The organism is Janthinobacterium aquaticum, assembly GCF_009208565.1.
Classification (GTDB): Bacteria; Pseudomonadota; Gammaproteobacteria; order Burkholderiales; family Burkholderiaceae_D; genus Janthinobacterium.
This window is the reverse complement of record NZ_WFLK01000003.1, coordinates 168,636-188,198: the sequence shown is the minus strand read 5'-3', so window position 1 is coordinate 188,198 and position 19,563 is coordinate 168,636. Positions and strand designations below refer to the sequence as shown.

At 62.9% G+C, this 19,563-nt stretch carries 14 protein-coding genes; 5 read left to right on the top strand and 9 right to left on the bottom strand.

Annotated features, from left to right (window positions below):
- Positions 1 to 35: 35 nt before the first annotated feature.
- Positions 36 to 1,715 (top strand): AMP-binding protein, encoded by a 1,680-nt coding sequence (locus GCM43_RS06330; RefSeq protein WP_152242676.1) that lies wholly within the window; start codon positions 36 to 38, stop codon positions 1,713 to 1,715.
- 135 nt (positions 1,716 to 1,850) lie between these two features.
- On the opposite strand, the gene GCM43_RS06325 is transcribed toward GCM43_RS06330, so the two are convergent.
- The 8 genes from GCM43_RS06325 to hutC all read right to left on the bottom strand — a co-directional run bounded on the left by GCM43_RS06325 (position 1,851) and on the right by hutC (position 13,355).
- Entirely contained in the window at positions 1,851 to 3,767 is a 1,917-nt protein-coding gene (locus GCM43_RS06325; protein WP_152242675.1) for an AAA family ATPase, read from the bottom strand.
- Between the two features lie 261 nt (positions 3,768 to 4,028).
- Positions 4,029 to 5,753, bottom strand: a complete 1,725-nt coding sequence (locus GCM43_RS06320) for an ArnT family glycosyltransferase (protein ID WP_152242674.1) — start codon at positions 5,751 to 5,753, stop codon at positions 4,029 to 4,031.
- A 145-nt stretch (positions 5,754 to 5,898) separates the two neighbouring features.
- Positions 5,899 to 6,168 carry a type B 50S ribosomal protein L31 gene (locus GCM43_RS06315; protein ID WP_152242673.1) on the bottom strand — a complete coding sequence of 90 codons (270 nt, stop codon included), beginning with the start codon at positions 6,166 to 6,168 and terminating at the stop codon, positions 5,899 to 5,901.
- A gap of 271 nt (positions 6,169 to 6,439) precedes the next feature.
- Positions 6,440 to 7,702: a transcription termination factor Rho gene (gene rho, locus GCM43_RS06310; RefSeq protein WP_010401543.1), complete on the bottom strand. Its 1,263-nt coding sequence runs from the start codon at positions 7,700 to 7,702 to the stop codon at positions 6,440 to 6,442.
- Between the two features lie 153 nt (positions 7,703 to 7,855).
- On the bottom strand, positions 7,856 to 8,182 hold the full coding sequence (gene trxA / locus GCM43_RS06305) for a thioredoxin TrxA (protein ID WP_152242672.1): 327 nt from the start codon (positions 8,180 to 8,182) through the stop codon (positions 7,856 to 7,858).
- 245 nt (positions 8,183 to 8,427) lie between these two features.
- Entirely contained in the window at positions 8,428 to 8,886 is a 459-nt protein-coding gene (locus tag GCM43_RS06300; RefSeq protein WP_226929350.1) for a response regulator, read from the bottom strand.
- A 77-nt stretch (positions 8,887 to 8,963) separates the two neighbouring features.
- Positions 8,964 to 12,410 carry a PAS domain S-box protein gene (locus tag GCM43_RS06295; protein ID WP_226929349.1) on the bottom strand — a complete coding sequence of 1,149 codons (3,447 nt, stop codon included), beginning with the start codon at positions 12,408 to 12,410 and terminating at the stop codon, positions 8,964 to 8,966.
- A 216-nt stretch (positions 12,411 to 12,626) separates the two neighbouring features.
- Positions 12,627 to 13,355: a histidine utilization repressor gene (gene hutC / locus GCM43_RS06290; protein WP_413770930.1), complete on the bottom strand. Its 729-nt coding sequence runs from the start codon at positions 13,353 to 13,355 to the stop codon at positions 12,627 to 12,629.
- Positions 13,356 to 13,524: 169 nt separating this feature from the next.
- Here hutC and ada point away from each other — a divergent pair, with 169 nt between their 5' ends.
- Together ada and GCM43_RS06280 are read left to right on the top strand one after the other, a co-directional pair.
- Entirely contained in the window at positions 13,525 to 14,580 is a 1,056-nt protein-coding gene (ada, locus tag GCM43_RS06285) for a bifunctional DNA-binding transcriptional regulator/O6-methylguanine-DNA methyltransferase Ada (RefSeq protein ID WP_226929348.1), read from the top strand.
- A 78-nt stretch (positions 14,581 to 14,658) separates the two neighbouring features.
- Complete coding sequence (locus tag GCM43_RS06280) at positions 14,659 to 16,290, top strand: mechanosensitive ion channel family protein (RefSeq protein ID WP_152242670.1); 1,632 nt, start codon at positions 14,659 to 14,661, stop codon at positions 16,288 to 16,290.
- Positions 16,291 to 16,305: 15 nt separating this feature from the next.
- Here the strand turns inward: GCM43_RS06280 and GCM43_RS06275 are convergent, their stop codons facing one another.
- Positions 16,306 to 16,830, bottom strand: a complete 525-nt coding sequence (locus GCM43_RS06275) for a hypothetical protein (protein ID WP_152242669.1) — start codon at positions 16,828 to 16,830, stop codon at positions 16,306 to 16,308.
- 345 nt (positions 16,831 to 17,175) lie between these two features.
- On the opposite strand from GCM43_RS06275, the gene GCM43_RS26085 reads away from it, so the two are divergent.
- A complete protein-coding gene (locus tag GCM43_RS26085) occupies positions 17,176 to 17,775 on the top strand; it encodes a GNAT family N-acetyltransferase (RefSeq protein WP_226929347.1) in 600 nt (199 codons plus the stop codon).
- 56 nt (positions 17,776 to 17,831) lie between these two features.
- Positions 17,832 to 19,511 (top strand): amidohydrolase, encoded by a 1,680-nt coding sequence (locus GCM43_RS06265; protein ID WP_152242668.1) that lies wholly within the window; start codon positions 17,832 to 17,834, stop codon positions 19,509 to 19,511.
- Positions 19,512 to 19,563: the final 52 nt, after the last annotated feature.

Genomic DNA, 19,563 nt, shown 5'->3' with positions numbered 1-19,563 from the left:
CATAGAGCGCGTCGCGCCACCCCTCTGGAGACAGTATGACAACAATGAGTTATGTACACGGCGCCCATCCGACGCCGTTGATCGGCGAGACCATCGGCGCCTACCTCGATCTGATTGCTGTGCGTTACGGCCAGCACGACGCCCTGATCGTGGCGCACCAGAACGTGCGCTGGACCTACAGCCAGTTCCAGCAGCGCGTGCACCGGCTTGCCGCCGGCCTGCTGAAACTGGGCCTGCAGCCGGGCGACCGGGTCGGCATCTGGTCGCAAAACTGCGCCGAATGGGTGCTGACCCAGTTTGCCACCGCCAAGGCCGGCCTGATCATGGTCAATATCAATCCGGCCTACCGCCGTTCCGAGCTGGAATATGTGCTCGACAAGGTCAGTTGCAGCGCGCTGATCCTGTCGCCCAGCTTCAAGTCGAGCGACTATCTGGCCATCGTGCAAGATGTGGTGCCCGAGATCGCCGCCAGCCGCGCTGGCCAACTGCAGTCAAGCCGCCTGCCGCAGCTGCGCCACATTATTCGCCTGGGCAGCGCGGCGACGCCCGGCATGCACAACTTCGACGCGTTGATGGAGGGCATAACCGAGGCCGACCTGGCGTACCTGCAGGAAGTGAGCGCCACGCTGCAGTTCGACGACGCCGTCAATATCCAATTTACGTCCGGCACCACCGGCGCGCCCAAGGGCGCCACGCTGACGCACCACAATATCCTCAACAACGGTTTCTTTATCGGCGAGGCCATGCGTTTGAGCGAACGCGACCGCCTGTGCATCCCGGTGCCGCTGTATCACTGCTTCGGCATGGTGTTGGGCAACCTGGCCTGCGTCACGCATGGCGCGGCGATGGTGTTTCCCGGTGAAGGCTTCGATCCAAAAGCCGTGCTCGAGACTGTGCAGGCCGAGCGTTGTACCGGTTTGCACGGCGTGCCGACCATGTTTATCGCCATGCTCGACCATCCCGACTTTGCCCAATACGACCTGTCACATTTGCGCACCGGCATTATGGCCGGCTCACCGTGCCCGATGGAGGTGATGAACCGCGTGATCGACCTGATGCATATGGCGGAAATCACGATCGCCTACGGCATGACGGAGACGTCGCCAGTCAGCTTCCAGACCTCGATCGACGATCCGCGCGCCATGCGCGTGGCCTCCATCGGCCGCGTGCATCCGCACCTGGAAGTGAAAATCATCGATGCCGAAGGGCGCATCGTACCGCGCGGTGAAAAAGGCGAGTTGCTCACGCGCGGCTATTCGGTGATGCAGGGCTACTGGGGCGACCCTGAAAAAACTGCTGAAGCCATCGACGCGGCGCGCTGGATGCATACGGGCGACCTGGCGGTGATCGACGCCGACGGCTTTTGCAGCATCGTCGGCCGCTCGAAAGACATGGTGATACGCGGCGGCGAAAATATCTACCCGCGCGAGGTCGAGGAATTTCTGTACCGCCACCCCGGCGTGCTCGACGTGCAGTGCGTCGGCGTGCCCGACGCTAGGTACGGCGAGGAACTGTGCGCCTGCATTATCCTGCGCCCGGGCCACGAAGCGACCACCAGCGACGATATCCGCGCCTTTTGCAGTGGCCAGATCGCCCACTACAAAGTGCCGCGCTACGTGCGCTTTGTCGAGGCATTTCCGATGACGGTGACGGGCAAGATCCAGAAGTATCTGCTGCGTCAGCAGGTGGCAACGGAGCTGGCCGACGCTGGCTGACCCCGGCTGACCACGGCACGTAGGTCGGATTAGCGGGGCAAAGCCCCGCGTAATCCGACAACACCGCTGACGCCAACAATGTCGTCGGATTACGGCCCGACGGGCCTAATCCGACCTACGGCCTTGGCGGCCCGTTTAATCGAGTCGACCATGCGCCGGCACCAGATACGTCTCCAGCAACTCGAACACCGCATCTTTCGACAGCACATAGCGCTCCAGCAGCACCACCTTGATCGCTTCGATGGCGTGGCGGTAGTCGCCGATGGCGTTCAGGGTGTAGCTGTAGAGCTCGTCAGCCTTGGCTTCCACCAGCGCCAGCGTGCGCTCGTCGCCGTGGGCGTGCTGCAGCTTGCGGTAGTCGAGCTTGGAGCGCGAGTACATCGACAGCTGGTTGACCATGGTGTCGAGCAGCTGCGTGGCTTTTTCAATATCGTTCTGGCTGCCGATGGAAATGCCGCGCGCGCCATAAAACAGTTCTTCGGCCGCCACGCCGCCGTACAGGCCGATCACGTCGCGTTCCAGTTCTTCCAGCGTGCGCAGCGACAGGTCATCGCCCGACGACAGCACGTAGCCCAAAGCACCGAGCTTGGAGACGGCCTCGGTGCTAATTTTCAGCAAGTGCGACTTCTGCTTGACCTCGTCCAGCGGCAGGCCGGCGCGCAGCCATGGGTCGATCTGCATGAAAAAGTGACCGAGCTCGTGCAGCGCGATGCGCTCGCGCTGCAGTTGCTTTTCGGCCGTGGCGGCGCGGTCGGCCAGGCCAATGGTGGCGCGCTCGAAGGCGCGGAACAGCAGATCGGTATCGATCAGCACCTTTTCCTGGATCGCCAGCATGCTCGAGCGTTCGACCACGGTTTCCAGCAATGCCGGGCTGAGGTTGGCGGTCACTTCGGCCACCTGCGCCAGGTCCAGCTTGTCCCAGTTGACGCAGCCGTCGGCCTTTTGCGACAGGAAATGCCGGAGCAGCGCACCGCGCTCGGCCTTGTTGGGCAGGCGGAAATTGATTTTGACGGGGAAGCGGCGCAGCATCGCTTCGTCCATCGGCGTCGAGGCATCGTCGAAGTTGGAGGCGACGATCCAGATCACGCCGGCGCCTTCCTTGCTTTTCACGCCATCGAGCAGGCCCAGCAGGGTGTTGGCGGTATCGTCTTCCCACTTGCGTTCGCCGCGCCCGCGCGGCATGAACAGCGTTTGCGCTTCATCAAGGAAAATAATGCAGTTGCCGCGCGCGCAGGCCTTGCGGTACAGCGCGTTGAGCGCCTTGGCGCCGCCGCCCACATAGCCCGATTCGAGCGCCGAACCCGACGCCTGGATCAATGCAATGTCGAGCCGCTTGGCCAGGTAGCCGGCCAGCTTGGTCTTGCCGGTGCCGGCCGGGCCGGTCAGCATCACATTGAAGGGCTTGTCGATATTGTGCGAACGGTACAGCGCCCGGTTGCGTATCATGTCTTCCAGATGCAGCACTTCCTGCTTGATGTCGTCCATGCCGATCAGGTCGTCGAGGCTGCCCTTGAGCTGGCCCGGCAACAGCACATTGGCTTTCACGCCCATGCCGGGCAGGCCGAACTTCAGCATGCACAGCAGCAATATCACCAGGATAATATCGAGCGCATGGCGCTGCGCGAAGCTGCCGGCCTGGGCCAGCGCACCGTCGTCGCCATCCTGCAGCACGGCCTTGTGCGAGGCCAGAAAAGCATCGCTGGCAATCGCATACGGCAGGCTGTTGCGCAGCAGTACCTCGCGCTCCAGGCTCAGGTGCGAAGTAGCCGGCACCTTGACCACATGGATCGACGGTGCATCCTTGAATTTGAACACATAGCGCGGCGTGTCCGACAACGGTTTGGCCAGCAGCAGAAATTCCAGCCGCGCACGCTGGCCCGGCAGGGCCGTGATTTCACCGATATTTTGCGAGCGCAGCAAGGGGCGCGCATCCTGCGCCACGTCGTTGGCCAGATACAGGGCGGCGCCGATGCTGGCAGCCAGGGCGCAGGCCAGCGCCACGCGCACATAGATATTGCGAAGCGCAATGCGTAGTTGATACAGGAAGGGCATGACGGGCTTTGTAAGTCAGCAAGCGCGCAGGAGCGGGGCGGCAGCGATATTGTTCAGACATGGGCGTGCGGCGGCGGCATGACAATATGCGGCAGGGCAACACACTCGGGAACAGAAACTATAGCGCTGGCAACGGTCTTTGTGACGATGCTGCCCGAAAAAAAGGCAGCCGCAACAACAGCTTGCCGGACTGCCAATGTCATGCCGACATGCTGCGCAGGCGTAAAAAAACCGGGACGCACCCGGTTTTTTGCTGGCGGCCTAGTTGACGCGCTGGTACAGCCTGAAGCGTTCGGCGTCGTCGGTAATGCGCCGTCCTTCCCACAGTTTGACCCAGTCCGTACCGGTATGTTCTGGCAGGCTCTCGCGGCTGTCGCGTACCTTGACGTTATCTTGCAGCAGCAGCAAGTCGCAGCCCTGCTTTTCCACGCCGGCGAACGGCAAATGGCCATAGTAGGCAAATGAGGCGCGCTGGGCCGCGCCGACATTGGTGTTGATGCAGCCATTGCCAGCGGGTAAATTGATGGAAATCTGCTGCGCGACGCTGGCGTAGCTCTTGCTGTAATTGAGTTCGGGCAGGAACAAGGTCATGATCAGCACCCACAGCAGGATCAGGCCGCCGGACGACAGCACCACCGCGCGCCACAGCACGGCCGGCTGGCGCGAGATGCGCCAGTGCACCAGCGTAATCCAGCCTGCAGTGGCAATGGCGGCAACAAAGAACGCCACCAGGCCCAGCTCGGGCTTAAAGCCGGGCAGCAGCTTCAGGGCGTTGTGCGCCAGCTTGGGCGGCCAGCCGCTCAGCGTGGCAAACCAGAACAGCCACAGGATGGCGGCGCAGATGGTCAGCACCAGCACCGAAAACCAGTCGATGGCGTTGATGGCGCCGCGTTTCATGGTCAACAGGCCGAAGGCAGCCATCACGGCCAGCGGCGGCAGCAGCGGCAACAATTGCGCCTGGTCGGGATCGGGGTGGCACAGCGCCAGCACGGCCAGCATGGCCACGAAGGTCACCGGCACCACGATATGGAGCACATGGTGCTGGCGCCGCCAGGCATACACGGCCCAGATGGCAAACGGCCAGGCCGGCCAGAAGAACCAGATGCCGACCCGAAAAAAGTATTGCACGCTTTGCAGGTCCGGCACGGCCAGTTGGCGGCAGTTCCAGCTCATCCAGGCTTGCAGCGGCGAATGGCCATACGGTTGCAGCAGCTCGCCCGGCACCAGCCAGACCAGCGTCAGCAGCACCCCGACGCCAGCCGCCAGCGCCAGGTGGCCCGCCGTGCGCAGCAGCGGCAGGCGCAGGAACTGCGAGCACAACAGCAGCGCGATGATCAGCGCGGCCGGCGTGATCCAGCCGCGCGTCAGCGTCAGGCCGCCGATGGCCAGGCCCAGCAGGGTGGCGTTGCGCAGCGAGGCGCGCTCCACATAGCGCACGGCGCGGTACAGCAGATAGGCCATCAGCGAGACATACAGCGCTTCGGCCGTGATGTCATGACTGTGCTGCAGCAGGCCCAGGCAGCCCAGGTAGATCAGCACGGCGGCGTCGGCCAGGGTGCGGCCGAAATCGTCGGGCTCTGGCTGGCCGCCAAACGCCAGGCGCAGCGGCTGGGCGTCGCTGCGGCGGCCCAGGTTGAAGGTGGTGTACCAGACCGACAGGGCGCTGATCACGAAAATGCCGATGGTCGACATGCGCGCGCCGAACACCTCGCCGCCGATCCAGCCGAACAGGCGGATAGCGATGGCGCCCAGCCAGAACGCCAGCGGCCCTTCGTCGGGCATCGACATGCCGGCCACGTTCGGCCACAGCCAGTCGGCCAGGCCGCCGTGAGCCATGGTCCACATGATGCCGAAACTGGAGGCGTCATCGTTCTTCCACGGCTCGCGGCCGATCAGGCCGGGCAGAATATACAGCAGGCCAAGCGCAAACAAGGCCCAGCGTGGCAGCGCGAGGGTGGCAGCGGCGGGAAGGCGGACTGGCTTCATCGATGATCGGTATCAGGTATCAGTTAAGGGAGCGGACGGCTGGCGCCGGCAAAGTGGCAGTATAAGGTAAAGCGGATAAAACAAAAAAGGCAGCCGTAGCTGCCTTTTTTTGCATAGCAAAGCGGTTGCCGCAGAGCGGCAAAAATCAGCCTGCTGCGACGGCGGTTTTCGAACCGACGGAACCGAATTTCTGGCGGAATTTCTCAACGCGGCCAGCGGTGTCGACGATTTTGTGCTTGCCGGTGTAGAACGGGTGCGATTCAGCCGACACCTCGATCTTGATCAGAGGGTAGTCTTTACCTTCGTGATTGATCGTTTCGCGGGTCTGGATGGTCGAACGGGTGATGAATTTGAAATCGCACGACAGGTCGTGGAAAACAACTTCGCGGTAATCTGGATGGGTATCGACTTTCATGGTCTTCTCTCTGGTTTGGTAGCCAAACAGCACTTCGTCGGTCGTCTTGCTTCTTGACCCGATTGCCGATCACTTGCCATGGTTAAAATAATGCAACCGCAGATTATATAGCGCTTTCACGCCTGCGGCAATAAAAAAGCCGGTCAGTAGGTCGGATTAGCCGGGCCGCGCAGGCGCGCAGCGCGTAATCCGACAATACCACCGGCCTGGCCAACAATGTTGTCGGATTACGGCTCCGCCTAATCCGACCTACGCTCCACCAACGGCAGACTTAACCACCGCGGCGCATCATGTCGAAGAATTCGGCGTTGTTTTTTGTGGCCTTCATCTTGTCAAGAATGAACTCCATCGCCTCGATCTCGTCCATCGAGTACAGCAACTTGCGCAGGATCCAGATTTTTTGCAGTTCGTTCGGCTTGATCAGCAGTTCTTCGCGGCGGGTACCCGATTTGTTCAGGTTGATGGCCGGGTAGACGCGTTTTTCGGCCAGGCGGCGTTCCAGATGCACTTCCATGTTGCCGGTACCCTTGAATTCCTCAAAGATCACGTCATCCATGCGCGAACCGGTTTCGATCAGGGCGGTGGCGATAATGGTCAGCGAGCCGCCTTCTTCGATATTGCGGGCGGCGCCGAAGAAGCGCTTAGGACGCTGCAGCGCGTTGGCGTCGACACCACCGGTCAGCACCTTGCCCGAAGCGGGGATCACGGTGTTGTAGGCGCGCGCCAGGCGGGTGATCGAGTCGAGCAGGATCACTACGTCTTTTTTCATTTCAACCAGGCGCTTGGCTTTTTCCAGCACCATCTCGGCCACTTGCACGTGGCGCGTAGCCGGCTCGTCGAAGGTCGACGCAACCACTTCGCCGCGTACCGAACGCTGCATCTCGGTCACTTCTTCCGGGCGCTCGTCGATCAGCAGCACGATCAGGGTGATATCGGGATGGTTGGCGGTGATCGCATGGGCGATATGTTGCAGGATCACCGATTTACCGGATTTTGGCGACGCCACCAGCAGGCCGCGCTGGCCTTTGCCGATCGGCGCGATCAGGTCGATAATGCGGCCGGTGATGTTTTCCTGGCCATTCATTTCACGTTCCAGGCGCAGCGGCTCATTCGGGTGCAGCGGCGTCAGGTTTTCAAACAGGATGCGGTGCTTCGAGGCTTCCGGCGATTCGCCGTTGACCTTGTCTACTTTGACCAATGCGAAATAGCGTTCGCCATCTTTCGGGGTCCGTACCTCGCCTTCGATCGAATCGCCCGTATGCAGGTTGAAGCGGCGGATTTGCGAAGGGGAGATGTAAATGTCGTCGGTGGACGCCATGTAGCTGGCGTCAGGCGAGCGCAGGAAGCCGAAGCCGTCAGGCAGCACTTCCAGGGCGCCGTCGCCAAAAATCTGTTCGCCGGACTTGGCGCGTTTTTTCAGGATCGCGAACATCAGCTCCTGTTTGCGCAAGCGGGCTGCGTTGTCAATGTCAAGACCGATCGCCATCTCAAGCAGGGCGGATACGTGTAGGGCCTTTAGTTCTGATAAATGCATATGTGTTGAGTATCCCGAGACGGGATTGTAAAGGTAGGGGAGGGAACTGCGTGGCGTTGATTAATTATCCGGGAAGGGTGCGCATGGAACGATAGCCGCGTCCCGGACGATCCAATCGGGCGGCGCTGCGGGCGCAGCGCTGCCCATCATACATTAAATATTGCTGTCGATAAAAGCGGTCAATTGACCTTTGCTCAGGGCGCCGACTTTTTGCGCCGCTGCCTGGCCGTTCTTGAACAGGATCAGGGTCGGAATGCCGCGGATGCCGAATTTGCCTGGAACGGCCTGGTTCGAATCAACGTCGAGCTTGGTGATCTGGATGCGGCCGGCGTATTCCTTGGCCACTTCTTCCAGGATCGGCGCGATGGCCTTGCATGGACCGCACCACTCCGCCCAGAAGTCGACCAGCACTGGCAACTCGGAATTCAGGACGTCTGCCTCGAAAGATGCATCGTTAATGTGTTTGATATTTTCGCTCATATTTTCCTCAATTGAGGGTGGGATCAATAATGCCTGGAAATAACCATATGCCGGTTCGCCATCCATGCTTCCTGAAGTACAACTGACAGGTGGGGTCGATGGGCACGAATTCAATATTCTTGGAAGGTGCGACCAGGGATATGCAGGCGGGGATGGCTGAAATAATAACCCATTTTTTCAAAGCGTGGCGATTATTGCGGAAAAACTTGCGGCGCCTGTCCGCCCGCCCTATCGAAGGGCTGGTTTCAGCCCTGTGCGGCGCTCAGGCGCGTGGTGTACTGGCGCTGCAAATTGATCATCAGTTGCAGTTCCGCGCTTTCCATCGGCTTGCGGAAGGTGCCCAGGATATGCAGGCCGTTGGCCTGCGCCAGCCGCTCGGCGGCGGTGCGCACGGCCGAATGCAGGCCCGACAGCAGTACCACGCCGCCGCGAAAACCGCTGTCGGCCGCCAGGCGCAGAAATTCGATGCCGTCCATGTCCGGCATCGACAGGTCGCAGATCAACAGGTCGGGCTGGTGCTGGCGCAAGGTGGTCAAGGCCTGCGCACTGCTTGCTTCGCAGCGCAAGTCGAACTGGCCCAGCTGGTCGAACATGTCGCTCAGCACATCGAGCATGAACACATCGTCGTCGAGCAGCAGCACGCGCATGGGTGACAGGCCCGCTTCGTTGGCGCTGACGTGCGCCGGGGGAAATACATCATTCATGGTTCCGGTCCTTCTGTTTCATCGAATTATCTGCATCGTTGCCAATGCCTGTATAGCCATGACGGTCTTGCCGCTTATTAATCATCATTGGCAAAACTGGTGTTGTTCATAATCTCTTCCGTAATTTTTTCCAGCAGCGGCCATAGCTGCGACACCAGCCGCATTGCCTGCTTCCTTTCGCTGGAAGCGTCGCCTGGCGCCAGCGTTTCCAGGCTGTGGCACAGTTCGGCCAGGCCCAGTGCGCCCACGGTGCGCGCCGACGACTTGATGCGGTGACCCAGTTCGCGCACCTGCTGCACGTCGCCGCGCGCCAGCGCCGCATCGATCTCGGTAAAGCCATCCTGTGTGGTCTGCAGGAATTTAAAGGCAAACTTGCGTACTTTTTGCGGGTTGTAGCCCAGCAGCTTGGCCAGGATCGACAGGTCGATCACCTGCGGGTCGCCGGCCAGCGTGGTCTTGAAAGCGGGCGCGGCGCGGCTGCGCACCGGCGCCGCTGCCGTGCGCTCGGGCAACCAGCCGGCGATGGTCTGGTACATCATGGCCGGCTGAATCGGCTTGGAAATGAAGTCGTCCATGCCGGCGTCGAGGCAGCGCACGCGGTCCTCGCTGGTGGCCGTGGCCGTCATGGCCAGCACGCGCAGATGGGCCAGCTGCGGATCGGCGCGGATCGCGCGCGTGGCCTGCAGGCCGTCCATCAGCGGCATCTGCACATCCATCAGCACGCAGTCGAACGGCGTCTGGCGCAGCAGGTCGAGCGCTTCGACGCCGTTATTGGCCAGGCATACCGAGGCGCCGGCTTCTTCCAGCAGTTCCAGCGCCACCTGCTGGTTGAACGGATTGTCTTCCACCAGCAGGATGCTGGCGTGCCTGAGCGCTTGCATGGCCAGGCTGGCGTCAGCGTCAGCGTGGGCGCGCGCCGTCCCGGCCGGCTGGATCATGCTGTCGAGCAAGGTTGGCGCCGACTCGTCGGCGATCCCCAACTGCGCGGTAAACCAGAAGGTGCTGCCCTGGCCGGGGCTGCTGACCACGCCCACCTCGCCACCCATCAGCTGCGCCAGCTGCTTGCTGATGGCCAGGCCCAGGCCGGTGCCGCCGTACTCGCGCGTGGTGGAGGTGTCAGCCTGCTGGAACGACTGGAACAGCTTGCCCATTTCATCTTGCGACAAGCCGATGCCGTGGTCGCACACTTCAAAGCGCACCAGACAGTGTTGCTCTACCGGCACCTCTTGCGCCACCTTGAAGACTTTGATCGCAATGCTGCCCTTTTCGCTGAATTTGATGGCGTTATTGACGTAGTTGATCAGTACCTGGCCCAGCCGCAATGGATCGCCGACCAGCATGGCCGGCAGTTGCGGGTCGATCTCGAACTCCAGTTCCAGGCTTTTGCCCGCCGCGCGCGGCGCCACCACGGTTGTCAGCGTTTGCATCACATGATCGAAGCTGAAATTGACGCGTTCGATCTTGAGCTTGCCGGCCTCGATCTTGGAGATGTCCAGGATGTCGTCAATAATGCCCAGCAAATGCTCGCCAGCAAAACGTATTTTCTCCAGGTAATCGCGCTGGCGCGGCTCCAGATCCGTCTTCAGAGCCAGGTAGGCCATGCCGATCACGCCATTCATCGGCGTGCGGATTTCATGGCTCATATTGGCCAGGAACTGGCCCTTGGCCTGGCTGGCTTCCTCGGCAATCTGCTTGGCCTGGCCGAGCTGCTTGGTGCGCTGCGCCACGCGTTCTTCCAGGTGTTCATTGAGCTCGCGCAGCGTCGCTTCGCTGCGCTTGTGGTAGGTGATGTCGGTCAGGCTGGCCACCACCATGCCGACCTTGCCATATTCATCGCGGATGGCTTCGGTATTGACCGACAGCCAGCACAGATTGCCGTCGAGCTGCAGCACGCCCATCACCACGTCGCGCATCGCTTCGCCGCTCGACAGGGTGATGTGCACCGGATGGCTGTGCTGCTCGAACGGGCTGCCGTCTTCGCGGATGGCCTGCCACAGGCTGCCCCCGGCGCGGCTGGCCGCCAGCATGCGTTCGGCGGCCGCATTGCTTTCCAGGGTGTGACCGTGGTGGTCTTGCACCACCAGGCCGTTGGTGACGGCGCCAAACACGGACGCCATGCGCTGGTTGGAGTTGGACAGGGCGATCGAGGCCAGGCGCCGTTCGGTAATATCGGTAATCATCGCCAGCGTGCCGCCCGATTCGCCCGATTCGCCAATAATATTGGTACTCGACAGCAAACCCCACAGGCTGGACTGGTCCTTGCGGAAAAGGCGGAAATCGACCTGCTCGGGTTTGCTGGCCTGCGAGCCTTCGCCGGCCAGGCGCTGGCGCATCAGATGCTGGCTGTCGCGGTCCATGAAGTCGAGCATCGGGCGGCCCAGCATTTCCTGCACTGAGTAGGCCAGCATGTGCGCCATCTTGGGATTGACAAAGGTGGTCAGGCCGGCCGGATCAAGCATCCAGATGCCTTCGGCGGCGGTCTGCACGATCAGCCGGTAGCGCTCGGAGCTGGCCTGCAGCGCTTCTTCGGCGCGCTGGCGCTGGGTCATGTCGCGCAGCGAAACGATGGAATACATCTGCCCGGCCATGCGCAGCGGCGACAGGCTAACCTTGGCGGGGAAATGGGTGCCGTCGCGGCGGCGCGCCATCATGACCCGTCCGGGCAGGCTGTGGCGCGCCTGCGGCTCGTTGGCGGCATGGCTGTCGCTGCTTTCGGGAACCAGTTGCTCCAGCGACATGCCGGCCAGTTCGCTCAGCGGATAGCCGAAGCAGCGTGCGCCGATCTGGTTGGCGTAGCGCACCTTGCCCTCGACATCGGCCACCAGCATGACCTCGGGCGCCGCTTCGAGCATGCTGCGCATGCGCGCTTCCTCATCGCTTTTGCGCTCGCCGATATCGCCGAGAATGCCGCTGGCCTGGGCCGCCGCACCGTCCGAGGCGCGGCGCAGCACGGCGCCGCGCAGCAGCAGCCAGCGCCACTGGCCATCGCCGTGGCGCAGGCGCAATTCGCAGTTGACGGGGCCGGGCACCTGGCCGTCGAAGTGCAGGCGCAAGGTGCTGGCCAGGCGTGCGCGGTCGTCGCGGTGGACTTCGGCTTGCCAGTCGGCCAGGCCATAGTCGAGCCGGGCATGCTTGTCACCCAGCAGTTCCCGATACTGGCTCGACAGCAACAGGCGATCACCCTGGCGCTGCCAGGTCCAGCCGGCCAAGGCCGCGCCCTGCAGCGCCTGCGACGGCTGCTGCGCAGCTGGCGTGCCGGCATTGGCAGCAGGCTGATGCTGCTGGCGCAACTGCCGCTTCAGGCGCCAGGCCTGCCAGCAGGCCAGTAGCGCGATCACGCTGGCGCTGGCCGCCAGGTACGGCCAGGGGCTTGACCATGGCGATAATAGAGTCATGTCAGGCGTGGCTGCCTGCGCCGCCGCCGGCAGCGCCAGGCCTGCCTGCAGCAGCCTGCGTGCAAGCGGACGCAGCACCGGTCGCCAAAAGCGTGGTGCGCTGACATGCAGGAAGCTGCGGTGCGACAAATGCATCCTTTCTGGGGCGAGTGACGGCAGGCTGGTGCTGCAGAAAGAGCCGGTTGGCACGGTTGCAGAGCTTGTTGGCGGCAACTATAGCACTGAAAATTTATGCCGCCTACCTAACTTCGCCGGTGGCGTAACACAGTGATTTTTTCGTGCAATCGCCGGTGGTTTTCTTGCATTTTGGTGACTATCTGAGAGAAAGATGCTGGTTCTTTCGTGCTACGTAAAGCTGCCGGCAAACTGGTAGCGGTGGCCCGGGTGCCACATGGTGACGATGGAGGCGACCAGGCCGCCGGAACGGGTCTGGCGGCGCAGCACCAGGCACGCCTGGCGGGTATCGATGGCCAGCATGTCGGCAATGTCGCGCGGCGCCGACAGCGCCTCGATGCTGTAGGTGGCGCCCTGCAGCGGGGCGGCCGCCATCAGGTATTCGTTGGGCGTGGTGCTGGAGAAATCCTGGCTCATGTAGTCGGGCGCACAGGCCGGATTGACCCAGCGATCCTCGACCTGGATCGGCACGCCGTTTTCATAGTGTACGATCAGCGAGTGGAACAGCAGCGGATCGGACTGCAGGCCAAATTGCCTGGCCATCAGGTCCGAAGCCTTGGTGCGTTCGAGCAACTGCAAGGCGCTGCGGTGGATATGGCCGCGCGCGCGCACTTCGTCGGCAATGCTTTTAATTTCAAGCAAGGTCGCCTGGTACTTCTGCTGCGCCACATAGGTGCCCGAGCCCTGGCGCCGCGTCAGCACCTGTTCGCTGGTCAGTTCGCGCACGGCGCGGTTGACCGTCATGCGCGACACGCCGAACTGCTTGACCAGCGCCTGCTCGGACGGAATCACGTCGCCTTCCTTCCAGCGGCCGCTGGCGATGCCGGCCAGCAGGAAGTCCTTGATGCGCTGGAACATGGGCGTATTTTCCGGTGTGTCCTGGGTGGGCTGGTGGTCCAATGCGGTGTCTCCGAAGCGCGATTCTGGGTGCGCCAGCCGGCTGGTGGCGCAAGCGGCGATTCTAGCATTGCGCACTGGGCGGCCAGGCAATTCAAAAGCAAGCAGCGGAGTGCAAGGCGCGGCCAGCCTGACTATGATGGATGCATGACTACTTTGAATGGAGCGCACCATGGCGCAGCCTTACCGCACCGACGATGAACGCTGGGACGCCGTGCAGCGGCGCGCGCCGGATGCCGACGGCGTGTTTTATTACTCGGTGCGCAGCACCGGCGTGTATTGCCGCCCGTCCTGTGCGGCGCGCCCGGCGCTGCGCCGCAACGTGGCCTTCCACGACAGTTGCGCGCAGGCTGAAGCGGCCGGCTTTCGCCCCTGCCTGCGTTGCCAGCCGCACCTGCCGCCGCTGGCCGAGCGCCAGGCGGCGCTGGTGGCACAGGCCTGCCGCCTGATCGACGCCAGCGAAGAAGCGCTGCAGCTCGATGCGCTGGCCGCCAGCGCCGGTCTGAGCCGTTTTCATTTTCATCGGGTGTTCAAGGCCCATACCGGCATTACCCCGCGCGCCTATGCAGCAGCGCGCCGCGCCGGGCGTCTCAAGGCCGGGCTTGCCGGCGACGCCAGCGTGACCGAAACGCTGCATGCGGCCGGCTTCGGTTCGAGCAGCCGCCTGTATGAAGCCAGCGCTGGCCTATTGGGCATGACGCCGGGCGCCTGGCGCCGTGGCGGCCAGGGTGCGGTGATCCGCTTTGCGCTGGCCGACTGTTCGCTGGGCGTGGTGCTGGTGGCCAGCACCGATCAGGGCATCTGCGCGATCCTGCTCGATGACAATCCGGCCGTGCTGCTGCGCGACCTGGAGGACCGCTTTCCGCGCGCCGAACTGGTAGGCGCCGACAGCAGCTATGAAGCGACGGTGGCGCGCGTGATCGCGCTGGTCGAAGCACCGCAGCTGGGCCTCGATTTGCCGCTCGACGTGCGCGGTACGGCTTTCCAGCAGCGCGTGTGGCAGGCGCTGCGCGAAGTGCCCGCCGGCAGTACCGTCAGCTATGCCGAACTGGCGCGCAAGATTGGCGCACCGCAGGGCGCACGCGCCGTTGCCGGCGCCTGCGCGGCCAATGCGCTGGCGGTCGCCATCCCCTGCCACCGCGTGGTGCGCAACGACGGCGCGCTGTCCGGCTATCGCTGGGGCGTCGAGCGCAAGCAGGCTTTGCTTGATCGCGAGGCGGGTGAATAGCGCCGCAAGCAGTTTCAGCGGCGCCATCGCCGAGCCGTGGCATGATGGACGCCTTGTTCCGCTGATTCTGTTGCCGCCATGCCTGTCTTTTTCCGTTTGCTGCTCCTGCTGATGTTTTCCCTGATGCCTGGCTTTGTGCTTGCCGGCGAGGCCAGCGCGCTGACGCCGGGCGTCAGGGCAGCCGAAGCACCGCCGCTCAAGAGCGCCACCTTCAGTTTTGCCAACCGCAAGGTGATGGTCTTTCGCGCCACACTGGCCGGTTACCCGCCCGATGAGCGGGTGGCTGGCGCGCAGCGGCGCCTGGCCGGCGTGCTGGCCAGGGGCGGCGCGCTCGGCGCCAGCATCCACCTGATCCCGGAGGGCACCCAGGTGCTGCTCGACGGCGTGCAGTTGTTTGTAGTGGTGCCGGGCGACGTCAACCTGCTGGCCGGCGACACAACCGAAACGGTGGCCGCCGCCGCCGCTGGCGAACTGACCAAGGCCGTGGCCGAGCATCGCGAACAGGGCAGCTGGCGCTATCTGGCGATGGCCGCCGGCATTTGCACCGGCGCCACGCTGGCGTTCTGGCTGGTGTGGCTGGGCCTGACGCGCTTGCACCGCTGGGCGCGCCGGCGCAGCGGCGTGCTGCTCGCTTCGCGCCTGCGCGACGTGCGCCTGAAAAACGTGCGCGTGCTCGACGCCGAGCATTACATCGCCTTTGCCTACCAGCTGCTGAGCGCCGTGCTGTGGGGGCTGCGCCTGATGGCCATCTATTTGTGGCTGGCTTTTGTTCTGGGCAGCCTGCCGTACACGCGCGCCTGGGGCGAGCGCCTGAGCGGCTATCTGCTGGAGGTGGCCGGCGATGTACTGCAGTCCATCGTCGGCGCCCTGCCGGGCCTGGTGCTGGTGTGCGTGATCTTTGCCATCGCGCGCCTGGTGGCGGCGACTGCCGCTTCGCTGTTCAAGCGCGTGGAAAGCGGCCAGTTACAGATCGGCTGGCTCGACCGCGATACGGCGCTGCCGACACGCCGTATCGCCAGCGTGGTGATCTGGCTGTTTGCACTGGCGATGGCCTATCCCTATCTGCCCGGTTCGCATACGGCCGCCTTCCAGGGCCTGTCGGTGCTGGTCGGCCTGATGGTGTCGATCGGCGCTTCGAGCATCGTCGGCCAGGGGGCCAGCGGCCTGATCCTGATGTACACGCGCGCGCTGCGCAAGGGCGAATACGTGCGCGTCGGCGACAGCGAAGGCACGGTGGTCGAGGTGGGCATGTTTGAAACGCGGCTGCGCACCGGCCTGGGCGAGGAGGTGGCCTTGCCCAACGCCTGGATCATGTCGCAGACCACCAGGAACTTTTCGCGCGCCCAGCCCGGCGGTGGCTTCATGCTCGACGCCGGCGTCACCATCGGCTACGCCACTCCGTGGCGCCAGGTGCATGCGATGCTGGAGCTGGCCGCCGCCCGCACCAGCGAACTGTCGAGCAGCCCCAAACCCTATGTGGTGCAGCTGGCGCTGCACGACTATTACGTGCAATACCGGCTGGTGGCGCACGCCAATGCCGACGTGCCGCGCCAGCGCGCCGAAGTGCAGAGCCGGCTGCACCAGAATATTATCGACGTCTTCAATGAATTCGAGGTGCCGATGCTGTCGCCGCACTATATGGCCGACCCGGACAAGGCGCAGGTAGTGTCACCGGATCAGTGGTACCGGGCGCCGGCGAAGAAAGAGTAGTTGTTTGAGTGCAGTTTATGATTGCGGACAAAGCTCATTGATCCAGGCTTTGCTGTTGCTGCCGATGGGTACGACCGCAGTCGTGCCAGATAGCTTCCGGACCATGCAAAATTTCCCGACATAACCACGCGTAGGGTCGGTGCGGTCTTCTGGTCTGCCGTTTAAAAATACATCGTACATGTGACCGAAAATAAGTTGTGGTGCCTGAATTGCCTCAGCCCCGGCCGGTGCCACGCCGTAAAGAATGCAATGATCTGCTGTAACAGGAATACTGGCTCCGACCGGCATGATGAAAGACCATACCTTTATAGCCGGCTTGGTTGATACATCGTATAGCACCAGCGCATAAAGCCTGGGTGTGCCATTGCGCTTTTCCTCTTTTTCTGAGATGGAAAAGCAGGGAATGCCGTCTTCTGAATGCACTTTAGCTTCAGCCATGCGTGACATGGCCATGGCGTCAGGGTATATCGAAAACAGGCTCATGATCGATATCGTAAGAAGGTAAATTTCCCTTGTTGTGCCGGGCTTTGAAGAAATCACTGAGCACCTCCTCGTATAGTTTTTGGGACAGCCGATGGCGTTCAGTTAATCTGTCCGGCGCATTTAAAAGCGTAAAAACGTAAAGGCGGGCCAGAGGCGCGAGCCCGAGAAAATGCCGACGGCCGTGGTGTTGTCGGGTTACGCCCTGAGGGCTAACCCGACCTACGCCTGGTATTGCGTGACCATCTTGAAAAACACATCGCATCCGGTGGTGCTGATCACATGGTGGCGTGTCATGGCTGCTCCCATAAACTGCCAGCGTAAGTCGTGTTTGCGCAGTCCCTCTTGTGCGTGCGCAAGCACAGGTTTGTTAAGATGCGGGCCAGAAAAAAGCACAGGAAAAACATGACACACAATCCGCATGCACAAGCAGCGCGCAGCCTGGCGCAGGCGCTGGCCAGCGACCCGTTTTACCGTGCCGTCAGCGTGGCCTGCAATGGCGACGAAGCGCTGCGCCTCACTATCCTGCACGGCTATTTTGCGCTGGCGCTGCTAGAAGGCGAACAGGCTGGCCGGGTTGACCTGGCCGATGCCGAGGGGTGTGGCGCCGCCATCTGGGCGCTTGATGCCGCTGCCGAGGTGCGTGAAGCGGCCTATGCGCAGCGCCTGGCCGGCATGCAGGCGGTGCTGGGCGAGCAGGGTCTGGCCAATTTCAAGGCCATGGTGCACAACATGGAAACGGCAATGGCGGGGCAGAACTTGGGCGACGCCTGGTATCTGTCGATTCTCGGCATTGCGCCCGAGGCGCAGGGACGCGGGCTGGGTGCGTCGGTACTGGCTGGCGGGCTGGCGGCGGTTGACCGCGCTGGCAAGGCCTGCTTCCTGGAGACTTACAACGAACGCAGCCTGGGTTTTTACGCCAGCCTGGGTTTCGAGGTGGTGGAAAAATATGCGGAAGCCGTGACCGGCTGCGATTACTGGTTGATGCTGCGTGCCGCCCGCTGATTGACCGGCGCCGGCATTTCGCTACACTGGTGGTTTGACCGCTACCGGAAAACGCCATGCCCATCCTGCCGCTGCGCCGCACCCTGTTTGCCCTGGCCTGCCTGGCCGCCTTGACCTTGAGTCAGGCGCAAGCCGATACCGTCATCAACAACGCCAATGGCTATACGCTGACGGCCGCTGGCCATCTGCAGCGCTTTGCCGCGCTGGCGTTTGACGATAGCGGCAAGCTGCTGGCCGTCGGCTCGCCCACGCAGGTGGCGCGCAAGGCTGCCAAGGGCGCCAGGCACATCGACCTGCAGGGAAAAACGGTGCTGCCCGGGCTGATCGACGCGCATGGCCATGTTTTCGGCCTGGGGGCGATTGCCAGCGGCGTGATGCTGTATGATTCCACTTCGCTGCAGGCCGCTGTGCGCAGCGTGGCCGAATTTGCGCGTGCGCACCCGGAACGCAGCTGGATTGTCGGCAGCGGCTGGAACCAGGAAATCTGGCAGCTGGGGCGCTTTCCTACCGCCGCCGAACTCGATGCGGCCGACAGCGCGCGGCCCATCTGGCTGCGCCGCGTCGACGGCCATGCCGGCTGGGCCAACAGCCGCGCACTGGCGCAGGCCGGCATCACGCGCGAAACGCAGGATCCGGCTGGCGGCAAGATCGAACGCGATGCCGATGGCAACGCTACCGGCGTGCTGGTCGATAACGCGATGGAACTGATGAACGCGGTGCTGCCCAAACCGGGCGAGACAGAAAACCGCGCCGCGCTCGACGGCGCGCTGGCGCAACTGGCCAAAGTGGGCCTGACCAGCGTGCACGACGCCGGCATCGACCAGGTGCAGGACCGGCTGTACCGCGACTACGCCGACCATGGCAAGCTGACCGTGCGTGTGTACGGCATGATTTTCGATACCACCGAAGACTTCGACGCCCTGTCCAAAAACGGGCCCTTGAACAGCTATGCTGGCGACCTGTATGCACTGCGCGCGGTCAAGCTGCTGTCCGACGGCGCGCTGGGCAGCCGCGGCGCGGCGCTGCTGGCGCCCTACAGCGACGCGCCCGACACGCGCGGCCTGCTGTTTTATCCCGACGGCGCCATGTGGGCCAAAATGGAAAAAGCCATGCGCGCCGGCTACCAGGTCAATGTGCATGCGATCGGCGACGCCGGCAACCACCAGATACTCGACGGCTACCAGGTGCTGCAGAAACGCTATCCTGGAGCCGACCTGCGCCACCGCATCGAGCATGCGCAGGTAGTGCAGCCGGCCGATATCGCCCGCTTCAAGACGCTCGACATCGTGCCGTCGATGCAGCCCACGCATGCCACCTCTGACCAGAACATGGCCGAACAGCGCGTCGGTCCCGAGCGCATCAAGAGCGCTTACGCCTGGCGTACCTTCCTCAAGCAGGGTTCGCGCATCGCCTGCGGTTCGGACTTTCCTATCGAATCACCCAACCCGTTCGAGGGCATCCACGCGGCCGTCACGCGCCAGGACAGCGCCGGCCTGCCTGCCGGCGGCTGGTATCGGCAGCAGGCCATGACGGTGACCGAAGCGCTGCGCTGCTTTACGCTCGATGCAGCCTGGGCGGCACACCAGGAAAAGGTAATCGGCACGCTGGAAGAAGGCAAGTGGGCCGACTTTATCGTGGTTGACCAGGACCTGTTCAAGGTGGCGCCGTCGGCAATCGGCAAGACCCGGGTGCTGCAGACTTGGGTGGCGGGCAAGCCGGTTTACCAGGAAAAATAGGCGACAAATTTCGGTTGACTTGGTTGTATAGACAACCTATGCTAGTCCGTAA